Source organism: Streptomyces sp. NPDC006510, assembly GCF_040611955.1.
In the GTDB taxonomy this organism is placed as follows: Bacteria; Actinomycetota; Actinomycetes; order Streptomycetales; family Streptomycetaceae; genus Streptomyces.
Genome location: NZ_JBEXPH010000190.1, coordinates 1 through 14,886 on the forward strand (window position 1 = coordinate 1; position 14,886 = coordinate 14,886).

Below are 14,886 nucleotides of genomic sequence, written 5' to 3' on the forward strand. Positions count from 1 at the left end.
GTGCGCAGCGACAACGCCGACGTGGCGACCGCCAGGACCCCGGCCACCGGCCGCAGCGAGGGCGTGACCGTCGCCGTCCTCTCCACCGACGCCCAGGGCCGCGACCCGCGCCACTCCGCCGCCGTCCGCGACGCCATCGTCGAGGGACTGCGCGACGGCACGCTCGCCGCCCCGCACCACCGCACCCGGCCCACCCCCGGTGTCTCCCTGGTCGGCGGCGGTCCCGGCGACCCCGACCTGATCACCGTGCGCGGCCGACGCCTCCTCGCCGAGGCCGACGTGGTCATCGCCGACCGGCTCGGCCCGCGCGACCTGCTCGACGAACTGCCGCCGCACGTCCAGGTGATCGACGCGGCGAAGATTCCGTACGGCCGCTTCATGGCGCAGGAGGCGATCAACCAGGCACTCATCGAGCACGCCAAGGCGGGCAAGGCCGTCGTACGCCTCAAGGGCGGCGACCCGTTCGTCTTCGGCCGGGGCATGGAGGAGGCACGGGCGCTCGCCGCCGAAGGCATCCAGTGCACCGTCGTCCCCGGCATCTCCAGCTCGATCTCGGTGCCCGGTGCGGCCGGAATCCCCGTCACCCACCGCGGGGTCGCCCATGAGTTCACCGTCGTCAGCGGTCATGTCGCCCCCGACGACGAGCGCTCACTGGTCGACTGGGCGGCCCTCGCCCAGCTGCGCGGCACCCTCGTGCTGCTGATGGCCGTCGACAAGATCGGCGCCATCGCCAAGGCCCTGGTCGCCCACGGCAAGTCCCCGGACACCCCGGTCGCCCTGGTCCAGGAGGGCACCACCGCATCGCAGCGCCGCGTCGACGCGACCCTGGCGACCGTCGCCGAACGGGCCGCCGCCGAAGACGTACGTCCCCCCGCGGTCATCGTCATCGGCGACGTCGTCGCGGTCGGCACGGGCGCCGCACCGCTCCCCGCCGAGTAGCCGGCCAGGACACCGCCCGCACCCCAGCAGAGTAACCAGCGGTAACGGATCTTCTCCCGAGCCGTTGGCACCACACACCGGACAAGGCAGTATCGAACCCGTGGCTGATCTCATCACCGTCGACGACCCCGACGACCCCCGACTGCGCGACTACACCGGACTGACCGATGTCGAACTCCGGCGCAGGCGGGAACCCGCCGAGGGCCTCTTCATCGCCGAGGGCGAGAAGGTCATCCGACGCGCCAGGCACGCCGGGTACGAGATGCGGTCGATGCTGCTCTCGGCGAAGTGGGTCGACCTGATGCGGGACGTCATCGACGAGGTCCCGGCCCCGGTGTACGCGGTCAGCCCCGAGCTCGCCGAGCGCGTCACCGGCTACCACGTGCACCGCGGCGCGCTCGCCTCGATGCAGCGCAAGCCGCTGCCGACGGCCGACGAACTGCTGACGACGGCCCGCAGGGTGGTCGTCATGGAGGCCGTCAACGACCACACCAACATCGGGGCGATCTTCCGCAGCGCCGCAGCCCTCGGCATGGACGCCGTACTGCTCTCCCCGGACTGCGCGGACCCGCTCTACCGGCGCTCCGTCAAGGTCTCGATGGGCGCGGTCTTCTCCGTCCCCTACGCCCGTCTCGGCACCTGGCCCAAGGACCTGGAGACCGTACGGGAAGCGGGCTTCAGGCTCCTCGCGCTGACCCCGGACGAAAAGGCCGACAGCATCGACGAGGCGGCACCGCACCGGATGGACAAGGTGGCACTGATGCTGGGCGCCGAGGGCGACGGGCTGTCCACCCGGGCCCTGGTCGCCGCCGACGAATGGGTACGCATCCCGATGGCGCACGGCGTCGACTCGCTCAACGTGGGAGCGGCCGCGGCGGTCGCGTTCTACGCGGTGGCATCGGGCCGTCCGCAGGACTGACAGGCTACGGGAGCTGCCGGCCCCGGTCCGGGGCCTCGTTCTGGGCCTGGGTCTGGGTCACGGCCCGGTTCCGGCCCGGGTCCGTACCCAGCCCGCGGGAGGGGCCCTGGCAGCCCTGGGCCGCCGCGATGCCGAGCGCCACCAGCAGCGTCACCACGACGAAGACGACGAGCCGCTGCCTCAGCAGCCGCGGATTGGCGGGGCGCAGCCCCGCCGAAGTCGTACGGGCCCCGGGCCGCGTTCCGGGTCGGCCGTTCTTCCCCTGCGGACCTTGCGGGCGCCTCCCGGACCGAGTGGTGTTGCGCGGCGGCTGATGCTGCTGGGGGCGCGAACCACCGGTCCGGGGCGACCCGGCCCGCGACGACGAGGACGGCCTGCTGCCCTGCGGTTGCTTCTGCTTCTGCTGACGGGGCGCGGGAGGAGCCGCGCGCCGCGTCTGCTGTTCGGTGTACGGGCCGTCGAGACGGCCGGTCGGCCGGTCCAGCTCCTGCGCCGAACGCTGCACGGGCGGCCGGCTCTCGTGCAGCCCCTGTGCCTCCCGCGCCGCGATCTCCTTGAGCCGCATGGAGAGTTGGAGCGTGCTCGGCCGCTCCTCGGGGTCCTTCGCCAGGCAGGCGCTCACCAGCGGCGCGAGTGCGTCGTGCACGTCACGCAACTGGGGCTCCTCGTGCACCACGCGGTACAGCATCACCTCGGAACTGCCGTGCCCGAAGGGCGAGTCGGCCATGGCCGCGTACGCGAGCGTGGCACCGAGCGAGAACACATCGGTCGCGGGCGTCACGGCCGCGCCGCGCACCTGCTCGGGGGCGAGGAACCCCGGTGAGCCCACCGCCGTACCGACGTGGGTGAGGGTGGAGGCCCCGGTCGCCCAGGCGATCCCGAAGTCGATGATCCGGGGGCCCTTGGGGGAGAGGAGGATGTTCGAAGGCTTCAGGTCACGGTGGACGACACCGGCCTCGTGCACCGCCACCAGCCCCTCGGAGAGCGCGGCCCCGATCGAGGCCACCTCGGCCGCCGACAGCGGACCCTCCTCGGCCACCTTGTCGTGCAGCGAGGGCCCCGGGACGTACTGCGTGGCGAACCACGGACGGTCCGCCTCCAGGTCCGCGGCCACCAGGCGCGCCGTGCAGCCGCCACGGATCCGCCGCGCGGCGGACACCTCGCGCGCGAAACGGGAACGGAACTCCTGGTCCTCCGCCAGATCCGGGCGGATCACCTTCAGCGCCACCCGCTGGCCCCGCCGGTCCGAACCCAGGTAGACGACACCCATGCCGCCCGCCCCGAGCCGCCGGTGCAGCCTGAACGAGCCGACGACACGCGGGTCCTCGCGCCGGAGCCGCATCATCGCCATGTCTGCCCATCCCCGCTGCCTGGTCCGCCTGACGAGGCACAGCTTACGTACCCGGCGCCCGGGGTGCTCAGAGGCCGCGCCCTCACCGACCGACCGATTGTCGGTGCGCGGCGCCCTCCATGACGGGGTGTGGGACCGCGGCGATACGTGTCCACGATGCGCGCGGGTTCCCAAACAGGTTGTGGCGCCGACGGGTTGGAGTCGGCAGGACATCCGGCCCGACACGCCGGGCGGGCGCGGGGGAGCGGGCCCGGACGGGCGGCGCGACGAGGACCCAGCAGCCAGCAGCCAGCAGCCGACGGCCGGGCCCGGGGCACGGGGACGAGTGAGTGAAGTCACGGCCGACGGCCGTGGGGAACGGCGCCGGCATGCGCGTACCCCCGTCCGGACGGAGGAGGGGCTGACGGGGGCTCGGTCAGCGGGAAGCCGTCCCCCGGCGCCTCCTGGGGCAGCCCGCTCCTGCCGATGCCCGCCTCGCTCTCCAGCAGTACGGGAGCGGGTGGCCGGGCGAGCGAGGCGATCACCTGCCTCGGTTCCGGATCACAACCGACAAAACGGGGCGTGCTGACATAAGAAATCGGGTGAATGTCCGCTGTCGCGACCTGCCGCCGCGTCTGTCTGCCCACTCGACCCCCAACTATCCGGCCCCCGCCCCGGATCAGCACATTCCCACCCGGCGATCCGGGCAGGCGTCAGAGGCGGATACATCGGAGGTCGTGAGCGGCAGGCAGCAGGACACCCCCTCCGGGATGTCCCCGGGGTCAGGCGCCCGGTCTCCACCCAGGGGAGTACGCCGACGGCCCGGGGCTCATCCTCCGGGAGGCCCGGCATTCGGTACGCGGGCATGACGTCCTCCGCCCCGCGCGTCCCTAATGTTGAGGTCAAGCGGCGGGCGCAGCACTCGTCCCCCGAGGTCACACGCCCGCCGCCCCACATCGAGTCAGGAGAGGAACCATGGCGGACACGGCAACGCGGACCATGATCCGCACAGGGCGCAGGGTTCATGCCTCGTTCGGCAGCCGCCCGTCGTCCGGCACGCGCCACCCACTGGTGGCGACGGCAATGGTTCTTCCTCTGGCGGCCCTGCTCGTAGTCGTCTTCGGCGGCTGGGACGCAGTGGTCACACAGGCGTCGTCCGTGGGCGTGATGCTGGGGCGCTGAGCGGCGCCCGGGGTCCGGAAGAGCGGTCCGGACCGGGACATCCGACCAACAACCCCGTGGGGACGGGGGTGCGGCGGACGGCAGCGTTTGTCCGGTCAGCTGGGGAGCTGACCGGACATCGCGCTTTCCGGGGCCGTTCGCGCCGCAGCCGCGATCTCGCCGTCCGTGACACTGCCCGCCGCGCGTACGCTCATCGGCGGGCCCGGTGCGGACCGGGCCCGCCAGTACCAGTTCGCCACCGAGGGAGACCGTGACCACCGCAGTCGTACGCGCGCTGGGCGATCTCGCCCATCGGGCAGCCCATGAACACCCCGAGGACCCCTGCGCCTGTCCGCCCCCGACGGTGCTCGCGGACCGTGCGGACGGCACGGTGGTCCGCAGCGGGGCCGTCGTAGCCAAGGCCCACGCCCCCGGCACGGACACCCCCGGCCTGCTCACCCGCCTGACCCTCGCCAACGCCCCGCACCTCACCGGCATCCTGCTCGCCCCGCTGAAGCCCGGCCCCTCCGCACCACCCGCCCCGCTACACGGCCGCCCCGTCACCCTGTGGCCCCACGGCCGGCCCGTCGACCCCGGCGATCCCGACGCCGCCCCCTGGGAAGAGGCCGCCGCTCTGCTGGCCGGGCTGCATCGGGCCCCGGCCCCGCCCTCCCTCGCCCTCCCGCCCATGCGGGGCCCCGCGAAGGCCGCGCTCGCCGTTGGCCGGATGCGCGCGGCCCGGCCGGGCGACCCGGCCACCGCCCCCGTACTCGAAGCCTGGCGCCGCCTGCCGGCCTGGGCCCGCGACGAAGCCGCCGCACCCCGGCACCGTTCGCGCTTCCTCTGCCACGGCGATCTGCACCTCGGCCAGCTCGTCCGCCACCCGGCCCCGGACGGACCCTGGCTGCTCATCGATGTCGACGACGCCGGTCTCGGTGACCCCGCCTGGGACCTCGCCCGCCCCGCCGCCTGGTACGCGGCCGGAATCCTGCCCCCCGAGGTCTGGCTCCGCTTCCTGGACGCCTACCGGGCGGCGGGCGGCCCCGCCGTACGCGTCGAGGGCGATCCCTGGCCGGAGTTGGATGTCCCGGCCCGCGCCCTGACCGTCCAGGCCGCCGCGCTGGCGTTCGCCAAGTCCGCAACGGAGGACCGAACTCCGGATGAGGTGGAACAGGCAATGATCGACGCCTGTGCCCGAATTGCATCCCTCCCGCCCGAGTTGGGCGCCGAACACTCGTCGTAGGCTGAACCGACCGTCGACGGGCATGTATTCCGGCGACGGCGACCCGACGGCGAGGAGTGAGCCGAACCATGCAGTGTCCCAAGTGCCACGCACAGATGCACACGTACAACCGCAACGGCATACAGATCGAGCAGTGCAGCGGCTGCCGGGGAATCTTCCTCGACTACGGCGAGCTGGAGTCCCTCACCCGCATCGAGGCGCAGTGGACGCAGCAGGCCCCGCCCGCACCGCCGGCCCCGCAGGCCTACCCGTCCACCCCCGCGCCCGCCTGGGGTGCCCCGCAGCACCACGGCGGTCACTACCGGCACAAGAGCTTCGGCCACATGCTCTTCTCGTCCTGAACGGGCCGCCGCCGATGAGCGCCTGACCTCGGGCCCGGACGTGCTCCGTCCGGGCCCGCAGTGCGTTCGCACCGGCACCCGTACGCCGGAAACGGCAAAGCCCCGGTCGTCTGGACGACCGGGGCTTCCGCTGGTGCGCGATACTGGGATTGAACCAGTGACCTCTTCCGTGTCAGGGAAGCGCTCTCCCGCTGAGCTAATCGCGCAGGGTGAACCTGCGTGTACTGCGTGCGCGATACTGGGATTGAACCAGTGACCTCTTCCGTGTCAGGGAAGCGCTCTCCCGCTGAGCTAATCGCGCAGGGATCCTTGCGGATCAGTGGACGATACTGGGATTGAACCAGTGACCTCTTCCGTGTCAGGGAAGCGCTCTCCCGCTGAGCTAATCGTCCTTGGAGGTGGAGACGGGATTTGAACCCGTGTAGACGGCTTTGCAGGCCGTTGCCTCGCCTCTCGGCCACTCCACCACGAGTGGGGGTTCGGGAAGATCCCCCACTTTCTGCGAGCGGACGACCAGGTTCGAACTGGCGACCTCAACCTTGGCAAGGTTGCGCTCTACCAACTGAGCTACGTCCGCTTGTCTTTCCCGGTCCGCTTGCGCGTCCCGGCGACGTGTTGAACTCTAGCGGATTCCCGGGCCAGTACAAAAACGCGTTTGTGCAGCGTGCTGAGGTGCGCTCGCCCCGGCGCAGGTCATCGCGCACCGTCCTAGACTCAACGGCGTGCACGACCTTGCTCCAATGGCCCGCTTCGGCGGCCTCGTCGCGTCCGATCTCCAGGACGTGACCAGTGATCCCACTGCCCTCGAATCGACCGGCTTCTGGGCCGTATCCGCCGATTTCGAGGGCCGCCTCGTCTGCGCGCGCTTCGGCTCGGTGCGTACCCGGGAGGTGCCCGCTCCGGTGCGGGGCGCCTGGCGCGGGCCCGCAGCCGGTGACTGGAACTCGTCCCTGGACCGCGCCGCGTACATCGCGGGCGTACGGCGGATCCGTGAGTACATCGCGGCGGGCGAGGTCTACCAGGCCAACCTCTGCCGGGTGCTGAGCGCGCCACTGCCCGACCCGGGCGCCGCGGACGTGGACGCGCTGACCGCGCTGCTGGCCCGTGGCAACCCCGCCCCGTACGCAGGAACGATCCGGCTGCCCGCGCACGGCGTGGAGATCGCCACCGCGTCCCCCGAGCTCTTCCTGAGGCGGGACGGCCGGACCATCGAGTCGGGACCGATCAAGGGCACCGGGCGGACCGAGGACGACCTGCTGGAGAAGGACCACGCGGAGAACGTGATGATCGTCGACCTGGTCCGCAATGACCTGGGCCGGGTCTGCGCCACCGGATCGGTCACTGTTCCCGACCTCTGCGTGGTCGAGAAGCACCCCGGCCTGGTCCACCTCGTCTCCACCGTGAGCGGAGAACTCGCCGAGGGCACCGGCTGGCCCGAGCTCCTCGGCGCCGCGTTTCCGCCCGGCTCCGTCACGGGGGCACCCAAGTCCAGCGCCCTGAGGATCATCGAGGAGCTGGAGACCGCACCGCGCGGGCCCTACTGCGGCGGCATCGGCTGGATCGACGCCGACCGCCGCACCGCATCGCTCGCCGTCGGCATACGCACCTTCTGGATCGACCGGACCGGTACCGCCCCGGTCCTCCGCTTCGGTACCGGGGCCGGCATCACCTGGGGCTCCGACCCGGAACGCGAGTGGGACGAGACCGAACTCAAGGCGTCCAGGCTGCTCGCTGTAGCGTCGGGCGCTCACGAAGCAACCGGAAGGACCGCGTGATGAGGATTTGGGTCAACGGCGAACTGCGCGACGCCGAAGACGCCAGGGTGTCCGTGCTCGACCACGGACTCACCGTGGGGGACGGCATCTTCGAGACGGTCAAGATCGTCGACGGCAGGCCCTTCGCCCTCACCCGCCACCTCGACCGGCTGACCCGCTCGGCCCGCGGCCTCGGACTCCCCGACCCCGACCTCGACGAGGTCCGCCGCGCCTGCACCGACGTCGTCGACGCCAACCCGATGGCACTCGGCAGGCTGCGCATCACCTACACCGGCGGGCTCTCCCCGCTCGGCTCCGACCGCGGCGACGCCGGCCCCGGCCTCGTCGTCGCCCTCGGCGAGGTGGCCCGCCGTCCCGACACCACCGCCGTGATCACCGTCCCCTGGACGCGCAACGAACGCGGCGCGCTCACCGGGCTCAAGACCACTTCGTACGCCGAGAACGTCGTCGCCCTCGCACGGGCCCACGAGCACGGCGCGTCGGAGGCGCTCTTCGCCAACACGGCCGGGCAGCTCTGCGAGGGCACCGGGTCCAATGTCTTCGTCGTCCTCGACGGGCAGCTGCACACCCCGCCGGTCGCCTCCGGCTGCCTCGCCGGGATCACCCGCGCGCTGACCGTGGAGTGGACGGGCGCACAGGAGACGGAGCTGCCGTTCGACGTCCTGGAGCGGGCCGAGGAGATCTTCCTCACCTCCACGCTGCGTGATGTGCAGGCCGTCCACCGGGTGGACGGCCGGGAGCTGCCCGGCGGGCCCGGACCGGTGAGCGTCAAGGCCATGCGGATCTTCGACGAGCGGGCCGGTGACGACCTCGACCCGTAGAGCTCGCGCCCGACCTGTAAAACGAGGTGACGGGCCGGGGCCCAGCGGATAGAACATCTCCGATGACCACCACCCTCCGGCCGAGCGGGCCGATCCAGCAAGGCGCCGACGGCGCGAAGAGCTGCGCGTACGACGTGTGCGACAACGGGCGGGCCATCGGCTCCGTCAAGATCGGCACCGACGCCGCGTTCGGTACGTCCGCCGGTGTGCTGCTTTCCCTGAACATCGACGAACCGAGCCGGCGGCGGGGCCGCGGCACCATCGCCGTGCTCGCCGCGGAGGAGGTGCTGCGCGGATGGGGCTGCGGCCAGGTGCGCCTGTCGGTCCCGGAGGGAAACGAGGGGGCACACCGTATGGCGGCCGCACTCGGCTACGCCGAACGCAGCCGCAACATGATCAAGGACCTCGGCCCGACGGCTCCCGCGCTTCCGGACGGGGCCGTGGCCAGGGAGATGACCGCCGATGAGTTCGCGGCCTGGCAGCGCACCAGCGTCGAGTCGTACGCAGAGTCCTGGATCGGTCAGGGCGTCCCGGCCGAGCAGGCCATGCACAAGTCCAGGGCCGACCATGCCCGCAACCTGCCGGACGGCCTGGACACCGCGGGCATGCATTTCCATGTCCTCGTCGTCGGGGGCACGGTCGTCGGCCATGTGTGGGTGTCCGTGCGCGAGGACGACGACGGCGAGCCGACCGGGTTCGTCTTCGACGTCGAGGTGGACGAGGAGTACCGGGGCCGCGGCCACGGGCGCGCGCTGATGTGGCAGGCGGAGCACATCACCCTGGCCGCGGGCGTCCGCCGGCTCGGTCTGCATGTGTTCGCCGCCAACACGCCCGCCCTGCGGCTGTACGAGTCGCTCGGATTCCGGACGACTTATTACAACCTGGCCAAGAACCTCTGAGGGCCGAGGGCCTTTCGTTCGGATCAGGCCGGACCCAAACGAAAGGCCCTGGCCGCTCAGCCCCGCTCGGCGAGCAGCCGGTCGGCGATCTCCTCGATCCGTTCGCGCAGGCCGTCCTGGCTCTTGCCGCCGTCCAGCCGCTCGTCGCCGATCACATACGTCGGGGTGCCGGTGACGCCGATCGCCTTGCCCTCGGCCTGGTCGGCATCGACGATCAGCATGTGGCGTCCGTCGATCAGAGCGGTGTCCATCTCCTCGGCGTCCAGGCCGAGTTCCCGCGCCACCTCGATGAGCAGCGGCTCGCCGGTGCGGGCGAGATCGGCGCTGCGGGCGAGCACCGCCTCGATGTACGGCCAGTCCTTCCCCTGGGCCGCCGCCTCCTCGGCGGCCTGCGCGGCGGCGTAGGCGTGCTTGTGCTTCTCCAGCGGGAAGTGCCGCAGCCGTACGTCCAGCCGGTCGCCGTACTTGGCCCGCAGGGCGTGCACATCGGTGAGGGCCTGGTGACAGTCGGGGCACTGGAGCTCGCACCAGACGTCGAGGACGACGGGGGCCGCAGGGGTGGAATCGTTCATGCGGCCAGTCTCCCAGGGCCCGCGCGAGCCTCCCAATCGGCACCCGGTCCGCCGGGCTCGGTACGGCCGCCGCGCTGCCGATCGGCACCTGGGGAGGATCCCGGCCCTGAAATGTCCCTGATGCGGTCCCGGAACGTGGCCACCGGGACGGTCACCGGTGCAGGATGGAAGGGACGTTTCCCCTTGCGCCTGGAGGCACCGATGCTTGCCGAGACCATCTGCTCCGCGGTGTCCGCGGCGGGCCTGGGCATCGCCGCCGTCACCGCTTGGCGAAAGCGCTTCCTCGCCGCGGCCCGGATCGCCGCCTACTCCCTGGTCCCGATCGCACTGGTACTGACCGGGCTCGTGGACTGGGTCGCCGGAATCGCCTTCAAGCCGAGTGTCTGGCTCGGTTTCGGGCTGCTCGCGGTGGCCTGGCTGCTGTTCACGACCACTCGGGCGATCGAGCGGCGCGGGGGCGGCACCCGCAAGGAGCGCAGGGCCGCCGCGCGGGCGGCACAGGGCGAGGCGGTCGCCCCCGCGGCCTCGGCGCCCTCTCTGGGGGCAGGGCTCCCGGACTCCCGGACGCAGGCGCAGCCGAAGGCGAAGTCCCGGCAGCAGCCGGCCGCGCCGGGCGAGGACTTCAGCGACATTGAGGCCATCCTGAAGAAGCACGGCATCTGATCCCGGCCCCGGCCCCGGCCCCGGGGTCCGAGGGAGCGGGGCCAGGGGCACGGAGGCGGGCCGCGTCACCGGGGTTCCCGGTACGGGGCCGGGTCCTCCCACGACGTCGTCCGTACGATGGGGCCAGGCCGCGGACAGGTGCGGCCGAAGGCATCAGTGGGGCAGGGCAAGTGGCGCGTGTGACAGGGATCAAGGATGTGGCCCGGCAGGCCGGAGTCTCCGTGGGCACGGTGTCCAATGTGATCAACCGGCCCGAGGCGGTGCTGCCGGAGACCCGCGCCCGGGTGCTCGCCGCCATCGAGGAACTCGGGTACGTGCGCAGCGAGTCGGCGCGCCAGCTCAGGGCGGGCCGCAGCCGGATCATGGCCCTGCTCGTCCTGGACATGGGCAACCCGTTCTTCGTGGACGTGGCCCGCGGTGCCGAGCGCGCCGCCCGGGAGGCCGGTCTCGGTGTCATGGTCTGCAACAGCGACCAGAGCCCGGCGGAGGAGGCCGAGTACCTCGGGCTCTTCGCCGAGCAGCGAGTCTGCGGCGTCCTGGTCACCCCGGCCGACCCGACCGGCCGGAACCTGGAGGCGTTCAGCCGTCACCGGATCCCCTTCGTGCTGGTGGACCGGGTGGCGCCCGGCTCGGGGACCTGCGCGGTCTCCGTCGACGACGTCCGAGGCGGCGCGCTCGCCGTCGGTCATCTGGTCTCGGCCGGTCACCGCTCGGTGGCGTACGTCAGCGGGCCGGGCGACCTCCACCAGATCAGGGACCGGCGCGAAGGCGCCCTGTCGGCCCTCGCCGACGCCGGGCTGCCGCCCGAGGCGCTCGTCGAGATCCCTTCCGACCGCCTGGACGTGGCGGCGGGCCGCGACGCGGGGGCCCGGCTGCTCGGCCTGGTACCCCGGCCGACCGCGGTGTTCTGCGCCAACGATCTGCTCGCCCTGGGTGTGCTTCAGGCGCTGTACGCGGCGGGCGTCAGGGTGCCGCACGACATCGCCATCGTCGGCTACGACGACATCGAATTCGCCGCCGCCGCTGCCGTACCGCTCACCTCGGTCCGCCAGCCCGCGGTCGTCATGGGGCGGATGGCGGCGGAGCTCCTGCTGGAGGAGTCGGACGACGGGGGCGGCACCCACGAGCACCGCAGCGTGGTGCTCCAGCCCGAGCTCGTGGTGCGGGCCTCCAGCTCGACACCACGCTGACCTCGCGGAGCCGTACCTAGGCGGCCCGCCGAGTCCCGAATTCACCGCGTACGAAGCGGTGTTGGCCGACCGGGCCGTCCGCGGGGCGACGTCCCGGCGTGCCGTTCGGCGGAGTTGCGGCACGGGGCGCTCCGGGCGCGGTACCGAATGTGTGGCGGCCGATCGGACACCGGAGCGAATCCGACCCGTCCTGGAGTGGGTGAACTCCCGGTACGAAAAGGCGTGTTGGTCGCCGACGGGGTCCGGACTGAGTCATGATCGTCCTGAGATGGTGGACACTTCCCGGGGCGATGTCCCCGCAAGCCCTGCCGAAGAGCCGCGCGGCTGCCTCTTCGCGCTTTCCCAGCCCCCTTTGATGATCTTCCTCGCGGTGGTCGGCAGTCTGCTGCTGATGGCCGCGGTGCATGATCTCTTCATGCTGTGAGCGGTCAGCCGGCCGCTTCCTTGCGGCGTGCCCGGTACGCGGCCACATGCAGACGGTTACCGCAGGTGCGGCTGGAGCAGTAGCGGCGGGAGCGGTTCCGGGACAGGTCGACGAAGGCGTGCCGGCAGTCCGGTGCCTCGCACCGCCGCAGCCGCTCCTGCTCGCCCGCCACCACGATGAAGGCCAGCGCCATGCCGCAGTCGGCCGCGAGGTGGTCGGCGATCGACGCGTCGGGTGCGAAGTAGTGGACATGCCAGTCGTAGCCGTCGTGATTGCTGAGCTGCGGTGTCGTGCCGGCGGCGGCGACGAGAGTGTTGACGAGCGAGGCGGCGGTCTGCGCGTCGTCCGTCGCGAAGATCTCGGCGAAGCGCGCCCGTACGTCCCGTACGGCCCGCAGGTCCTTCTCGTGGAGCCTGCCCACGCCGCTGATGCGATGGCGCCGCGCGAAGTCGTACAGCGCTTCGATGTCGGCGAGGCCGTCGCTCCGCTCGCCTTCCGGCTGCCCGCTCGCCGGCGCTTCGCTCTCCGGTGCGGTGTTCACCAGGTCGACCACCGTGTCGAGGGCGATCCGGGTGTCGTGGGGGATCAGCACGCTTTCGCTCCCTGCCTCCGGCGGGCGGATGTCCGCCGATGCGGGCTGACTCTACTGGCTCGGTCGCGGCGCACAGCGGCCCGAGAGGGCCCGTGGGGGTGCGGAGAGCGGATACCGGCCACGGACGGGCATCCATGGCCGGTGGGCGTCTGCCCGGGGCGTGAGCGGGCGCCAGGGGCCCCGGAGGCGCGCGCCGGTGCGCGTGGAACGGGCGGACGGCTGCGATGGAGGCACGCACCGGCGCCGTCACCACGGTGGATTCCGTGAGGACGGCGCCGGTGTCAGCCATATGAGGTTTTCCGCGCGGCGCCGTCTCCCCGAGTCGGACGGCGCCGTGCAGTTCTCGGCCTGGCTCAGCTCTCGGCCAGGATGTGTGAGAGCTCCGTATCGAGGTCGAAGTGACGATGCTCGGTGCCTGGTGGAACCGCGGCGTCGGTCCGTTTCAGGAACGACTCCAGGGCTCTCGCCGGGGCTTCGAGCAGGGCTTCGCCCTCTGGGGAGCTCAGCGCGATGCAGACGACGCCCTGGCCGTGACTACGGGATGGCCAGACGCGGACGTCTCCGGTGCCGGTGGGCCGGTGCAGCCCCTCGGCAAGGAGGTCGCGGGCGAATACCCATTCGACCGTCTCCTCCGCTCCGGTGTGGAAGGTGGCGTGCACGGCATACGGATCGGCCGTGTCATACCGCAGGCCCGCGGGTACAGGCAGTGAGGACTCGCTCGACACAACGAGGCGCAGGTGCAGCTCGCAGCTGACCGTGGTGTTCATAAGCGCCAGGGCCTTTCGCTCAGTGTGCGCTCGGGGATTCGCACGTCGGCGAAATCGACATGCCACCTACGGTGGTGTTGTAAACCCCTCTGCCCTTTTTGTGTTCCTTCAGGTAGCTCGTACGGCGGTGTGTGACTTTTGGTTATGCGGCCATTCCGGTGATGAAGACCGTTCCGGTAGGTTGGGTTCCATGAATGCGGAGCGTGACGTGCGGGACGGGGGCGCCGCACCGGCGACACCAGTGTCCGCCGCGGGGGACAGGGCGGACAGCGTGACGGGTGAAGTCACGGAGGGTGTGACCAAGGAGAAGGAGCTCGGATCCCGGGCGCCCGGGTTCATCAAGGCGTCCAGAGCGCTGCACCTGAGCTGGCAGGTCGGCGTCTTCGTGGTCGGCTTCGCCGTGGTCGTGGCGGGCATCATCATGCTGCCGCTGCCCGGCCCCGGCTGGCTGGTGATCTTCGGCGGCATGGCGATCTGGGCGACCGAATTCGTCTGGGCGCAGCTGGTGCTCCGCTGGACCAGGCGGAAGGTCACCGAGGCCGCCCAGCGGGCGCTCGACCCCAAGGTCCGGCGACGCAACATCATCCTCACGTCGATCGGCCTGGTGATCATCGCGGTGCTGGTGGGGATCTACGTCTGGAAGTTCGGCATCACCATGCCGTGGAAGATCCACGAGTGACCCGGGAGTGGTCATGGGGTGCCGCTGACATGGGGTAATGTTTGGCCTGCGCCCGGGCGATTAGCTCAGTGGGAGAGCGCTTCGTTCACACCGAAGAGGTCACTGGTTCGAACCCAGTATCGCCCACCCGGACAGAGGGCCCGTGAGACCGCAGTGTCTCACGGGCCCTTTGCGTTTCCCGCCTCCGGCCGGTCCGCCGGGTCCCCGCCGTGCCCTCGGAGAAGATTCACAAGCGCTTTCGTGAACGATTCAATCCGCGCGTCGGCGGACGGGCGGGATCCGCTGATCGAGCAGCGGTATCCGGATATCGCGGCCGGACGGACTTCGGGGGCCACGGGAATTCTTGGAAAGGGCTCGGTCCTCGGTATCCGTCGGCAATGTCCCGGACGATTCGGGGACTCCGCCGGGAATTCCCACAGGAGCGACGACGGGCGCGAACTGCTCGATTTCACGGGCGAGTTCGCTGCGGCCGCTTCCTCGTCCGGTGCGCGGTCGGGGCCGACCGGGCCGCCGTCGGCCGGCCCGTCGCCCGGCGGGGCGCCTCGGACCGGCCGGCGGCGGCCCGTCGTCA

The 14,886-nt window shown here is 71.6% G+C and carries 16 protein-coding genes and 6 tRNA genes; 13 read left to right on the forward strand and 9 right to left on the reverse strand.

Annotated features, from left to right (window positions below):
* Window positions 1–939, forward strand: a 939-nt coding sequence (cobA, locus tag ABZY11_RS35870; RefSeq protein ID WP_356483185.1) for a uroporphyrinogen-III C-methyltransferase, incomplete at its 5' end; no start/stop codon positions are given.
* A 100-nt stretch (window positions 940–1,039) separates the two neighbouring features.
* Window positions 1,040–1,858 carry an RNA methyltransferase gene (locus tag ABZY11_RS35875; protein ID WP_356483186.1) on the forward strand — a complete coding sequence of 273 codons (819 nt, stop codon included), beginning with the start codon at window positions 1,040–1,042 and terminating at the stop codon, window positions 1,856–1,858.
* Window positions 1,859–1,862: 4 nt separating this feature from the next.
* On the opposite strand, the gene ABZY11_RS35880 is transcribed toward ABZY11_RS35875, so the two are convergent.
* Window positions 1,863–3,209 (reverse strand): serine/threonine-protein kinase, encoded by a 1,347-nt coding sequence (locus ABZY11_RS35880; protein WP_356483187.1) that lies wholly within the window; start codon window positions 3,207–3,209, stop codon window positions 1,863–1,865.
* A gap of 954 nt (window positions 3,210–4,163) precedes the next feature.
* Between ABZY11_RS35880 and ABZY11_RS35885 the strand changes: the two genes are divergently transcribed.
* The 3 genes from ABZY11_RS35885 (at window position 4,164) to ABZY11_RS35895 (ending at window position 5,933) form a co-directional block, all read left to right on the forward strand.
* Window positions 4,164–4,370, forward strand: coding sequence for a hypothetical protein (locus ABZY11_RS35885; protein ID WP_356483188.1), 207 nt, complete (start codon window positions 4,164–4,166; stop codon window positions 4,368–4,370).
* Window positions 4,371–4,620: 250 nt separating this feature from the next.
* On the forward strand, window positions 4,621–5,592 hold the full coding sequence (locus tag ABZY11_RS35890) for an aminoglycoside phosphotransferase family protein (protein WP_356483189.1): 972 nt from the start codon (window positions 4,621–4,623) through the stop codon (window positions 5,590–5,592).
* A 68-nt stretch (window positions 5,593–5,660) separates the two neighbouring features.
* A complete protein-coding gene (locus ABZY11_RS35895) occupies window positions 5,661–5,933 on the forward strand; it encodes a zf-TFIIB domain-containing protein (RefSeq protein ID WP_356483190.1) in 273 nt (90 codons plus the stop codon).
* 131 nt (window positions 5,934–6,064) lie between these two features.
* On the opposite strand, the gene ABZY11_RS35900 is transcribed toward ABZY11_RS35895, so the two are convergent.
* The 5 genes from ABZY11_RS35900 to ABZY11_RS35920 all read right to left on the reverse strand — a co-directional run bounded on the left by ABZY11_RS35900 (window position 6,065) and on the right by ABZY11_RS35920 (window position 6,510).
* Window positions 6,065–6,139 (reverse strand) — tRNA-Val (locus tag ABZY11_RS35900).
* Window positions 6,140–6,162: 23 nt separating this feature from the next.
* Window positions 6,163–6,234, reverse strand: a tRNA-Val gene (locus ABZY11_RS35905).
* Window positions 6,235–6,253: 19 nt separating this feature from the next.
* Window positions 6,254–6,325 (reverse strand) — tRNA-Val (locus ABZY11_RS35910).
* Between the two features lies 1 nt (window position 6,326).
* A tRNA-Cys gene (locus tag ABZY11_RS35915) sits at window positions 6,327–6,400 on the reverse strand.
* 37 nt (window positions 6,401–6,437) lie between these two features.
* Window positions 6,438–6,510 (reverse strand) — tRNA-Gly (locus tag ABZY11_RS35920).
* A gap of 163 nt (window positions 6,511–6,673) precedes the next feature.
* Between ABZY11_RS35920 and ABZY11_RS35925 the strand changes: the two genes are divergently transcribed.
* The 3 genes from ABZY11_RS35925 to ABZY11_RS35935 all read left to right on the forward strand — a co-directional run bounded on the left by ABZY11_RS35925 (window position 6,674) and on the right by ABZY11_RS35935 (window position 9,428).
* Entirely contained in the window at window positions 6,674–7,708 is a 1,035-nt protein-coding gene (locus ABZY11_RS35925; RefSeq protein WP_356483198.1) for a chorismate-binding protein, read from the forward strand.
* Entirely contained in the window at window positions 7,708–8,529 is an 822-nt protein-coding gene (locus ABZY11_RS35930) for an aminodeoxychorismate lyase (protein ID WP_356483191.1), read from the forward strand. The genes ABZY11_RS35925 and ABZY11_RS35930 overlap by 1 nt, the downstream gene beginning before the upstream one ends.
* Before the next feature lie 62 nt (window positions 8,530–8,591).
* Complete coding sequence (locus tag ABZY11_RS35935) at window positions 8,592–9,428, forward strand: GNAT family N-acetyltransferase (protein ID WP_356483192.1); 837 nt, start codon at window positions 8,592–8,594, stop codon at window positions 9,426–9,428.
* Between the two features lie 56 nt (window positions 9,429–9,484).
* On the opposite strand, the gene ABZY11_RS35940 is transcribed toward ABZY11_RS35935, so the two are convergent.
* Window positions 9,485–10,000 (reverse strand): DsbA family protein, encoded by a 516-nt coding sequence (locus tag ABZY11_RS35940; RefSeq protein ID WP_356483193.1) that lies wholly within the window; start codon window positions 9,998–10,000, stop codon window positions 9,485–9,487.
* A 201-nt stretch (window positions 10,001–10,201) separates the two neighbouring features.
* On the opposite strand from ABZY11_RS35940, the gene ABZY11_RS35945 reads away from it, so the two are divergent.
* From ABZY11_RS35945 to ABZY11_RS35955, 3 genes are all read left to right on the forward strand, one after another.
* On the forward strand, window positions 10,202–10,663 hold the full coding sequence (locus tag ABZY11_RS35945) for a hypothetical protein (protein ID WP_356483194.1): 462 nt from the start codon (window positions 10,202–10,204) through the stop codon (window positions 10,661–10,663).
* Between the two features lie 170 nt (window positions 10,664–10,833).
* Window positions 10,834–11,853: a LacI family DNA-binding transcriptional regulator gene (locus tag ABZY11_RS35950; protein WP_356483195.1), complete on the forward strand. Its 1,020-nt coding sequence runs from the start codon at window positions 10,834–10,836 to the stop codon at window positions 11,851–11,853.
* Between the two features lie 268 nt (window positions 11,854–12,121).
* Entirely contained in the window at window positions 12,122–12,277 is a 156-nt protein-coding gene (locus ABZY11_RS35955; protein WP_266735940.1) for a hypothetical protein, read from the forward strand.
* Window positions 12,278–12,281: 4 nt separating this feature from the next.
* On the opposite strand, the gene ABZY11_RS35960 is transcribed toward ABZY11_RS35955, so the two are convergent.
* Together ABZY11_RS35960 and ABZY11_RS35965 are read right to left on the reverse strand one after the other, a co-directional pair.
* Window positions 12,282–12,869 (reverse strand): CGNR zinc finger domain-containing protein, encoded by a 588-nt coding sequence (locus tag ABZY11_RS35960; RefSeq protein WP_356483196.1) that lies wholly within the window; start codon window positions 12,867–12,869, stop codon window positions 12,282–12,284.
* Between the two features lie 353 nt (window positions 12,870–13,222).
* Entirely contained in the window at window positions 13,223–13,636 is a 414-nt protein-coding gene (locus ABZY11_RS35965; RefSeq protein ID WP_003959770.1) for an SsgA family sporulation/cell division regulator, read from the reverse strand.
* Window positions 13,637–13,826: 190 nt separating this feature from the next.
* Between ABZY11_RS35965 and ABZY11_RS35970 the strand changes: the two genes are divergently transcribed.
* Both ABZY11_RS35970 and ABZY11_RS35975 read left to right on the forward strand, forming a co-directional pair.
* A complete protein-coding gene (locus tag ABZY11_RS35970) occupies window positions 13,827–14,315 on the forward strand; it encodes a TIGR02611 family protein (RefSeq protein WP_356483197.1) in 489 nt (162 codons plus the stop codon).
* Window positions 14,316–14,369: 54 nt separating this feature from the next.
* Window positions 14,370–14,441: transfer RNA gene (locus ABZY11_RS35975), tRNA-Val, on the forward strand.
* The last annotated feature ends 445 nt before the right edge of the window (window positions 14,442–14,886 follow it).

Excerpts from the sequence above, each read along its gene's own strand:
- ABZY11_RS35880 (WP_356483187.1), bottom strand. The coding sequence starts at position 3,209 with ATGGCGATGATGCGGCTCCGGCGCGAGGACCCGCGTGTCGTCGGCTCG.
- ABZY11_RS35885 (WP_356483188.1), top strand. The coding sequence starts at position 4,164 with ATGGCGGACACGGCAACGCGGACCATGATCCGCACAGGGCGCAGGGTT.
- ABZY11_RS35895 (WP_356483190.1), top strand. The coding sequence starts at position 5,661 with ATGCAGTGTCCCAAGTGCCACGCACAGATGCACACGTACAACCGCAAC.
- ABZY11_RS35925 (WP_356483198.1), top strand. The coding sequence starts at position 6,674 with ATGGCCCGCTTCGGCGGCCTCGTCGCGTCCGATCTCCAGGACGTGACC.
- ABZY11_RS35930 (WP_356483191.1), top strand. The coding sequence starts at position 7,708 with ATGAGGATTTGGGTCAACGGCGAACTGCGCGACGCCGAAGACGCCAGG.
- ABZY11_RS35935 (WP_356483192.1), top strand. The coding sequence starts at position 8,592 with ATGACCACCACCCTCCGGCCGAGCGGGCCGATCCAGCAAGGCGCCGAC.
- ABZY11_RS35940 (WP_356483193.1), bottom strand. The coding sequence starts at position 10,000 with ATGAACGATTCCACCCCTGCGGCCCCCGTCGTCCTCGACGTCTGGTGC.
- ABZY11_RS35945 (WP_356483194.1), top strand. The coding sequence starts at position 10,202 with ATGCTTGCCGAGACCATCTGCTCCGCGGTGTCCGCGGCGGGCCTGGGC.
- ABZY11_RS35955 (WP_266735940.1), top strand. The coding sequence starts at position 12,122 with ATGGTGGACACTTCCCGGGGCGATGTCCCCGCAAGCCCTGCCGAAGAG.
- ABZY11_RS35965 (WP_003959770.1), bottom strand. The coding sequence starts at position 13,636 with ATGAACACCACGGTCAGCTGCGAGCTGCACCTGCGCCTCGTTGTGTCG.
- ABZY11_RS35970 (WP_356483197.1), top strand. The coding sequence starts at position 13,827 with ATGAATGCGGAGCGTGACGTGCGGGACGGGGGCGCCGCACCGGCGACA.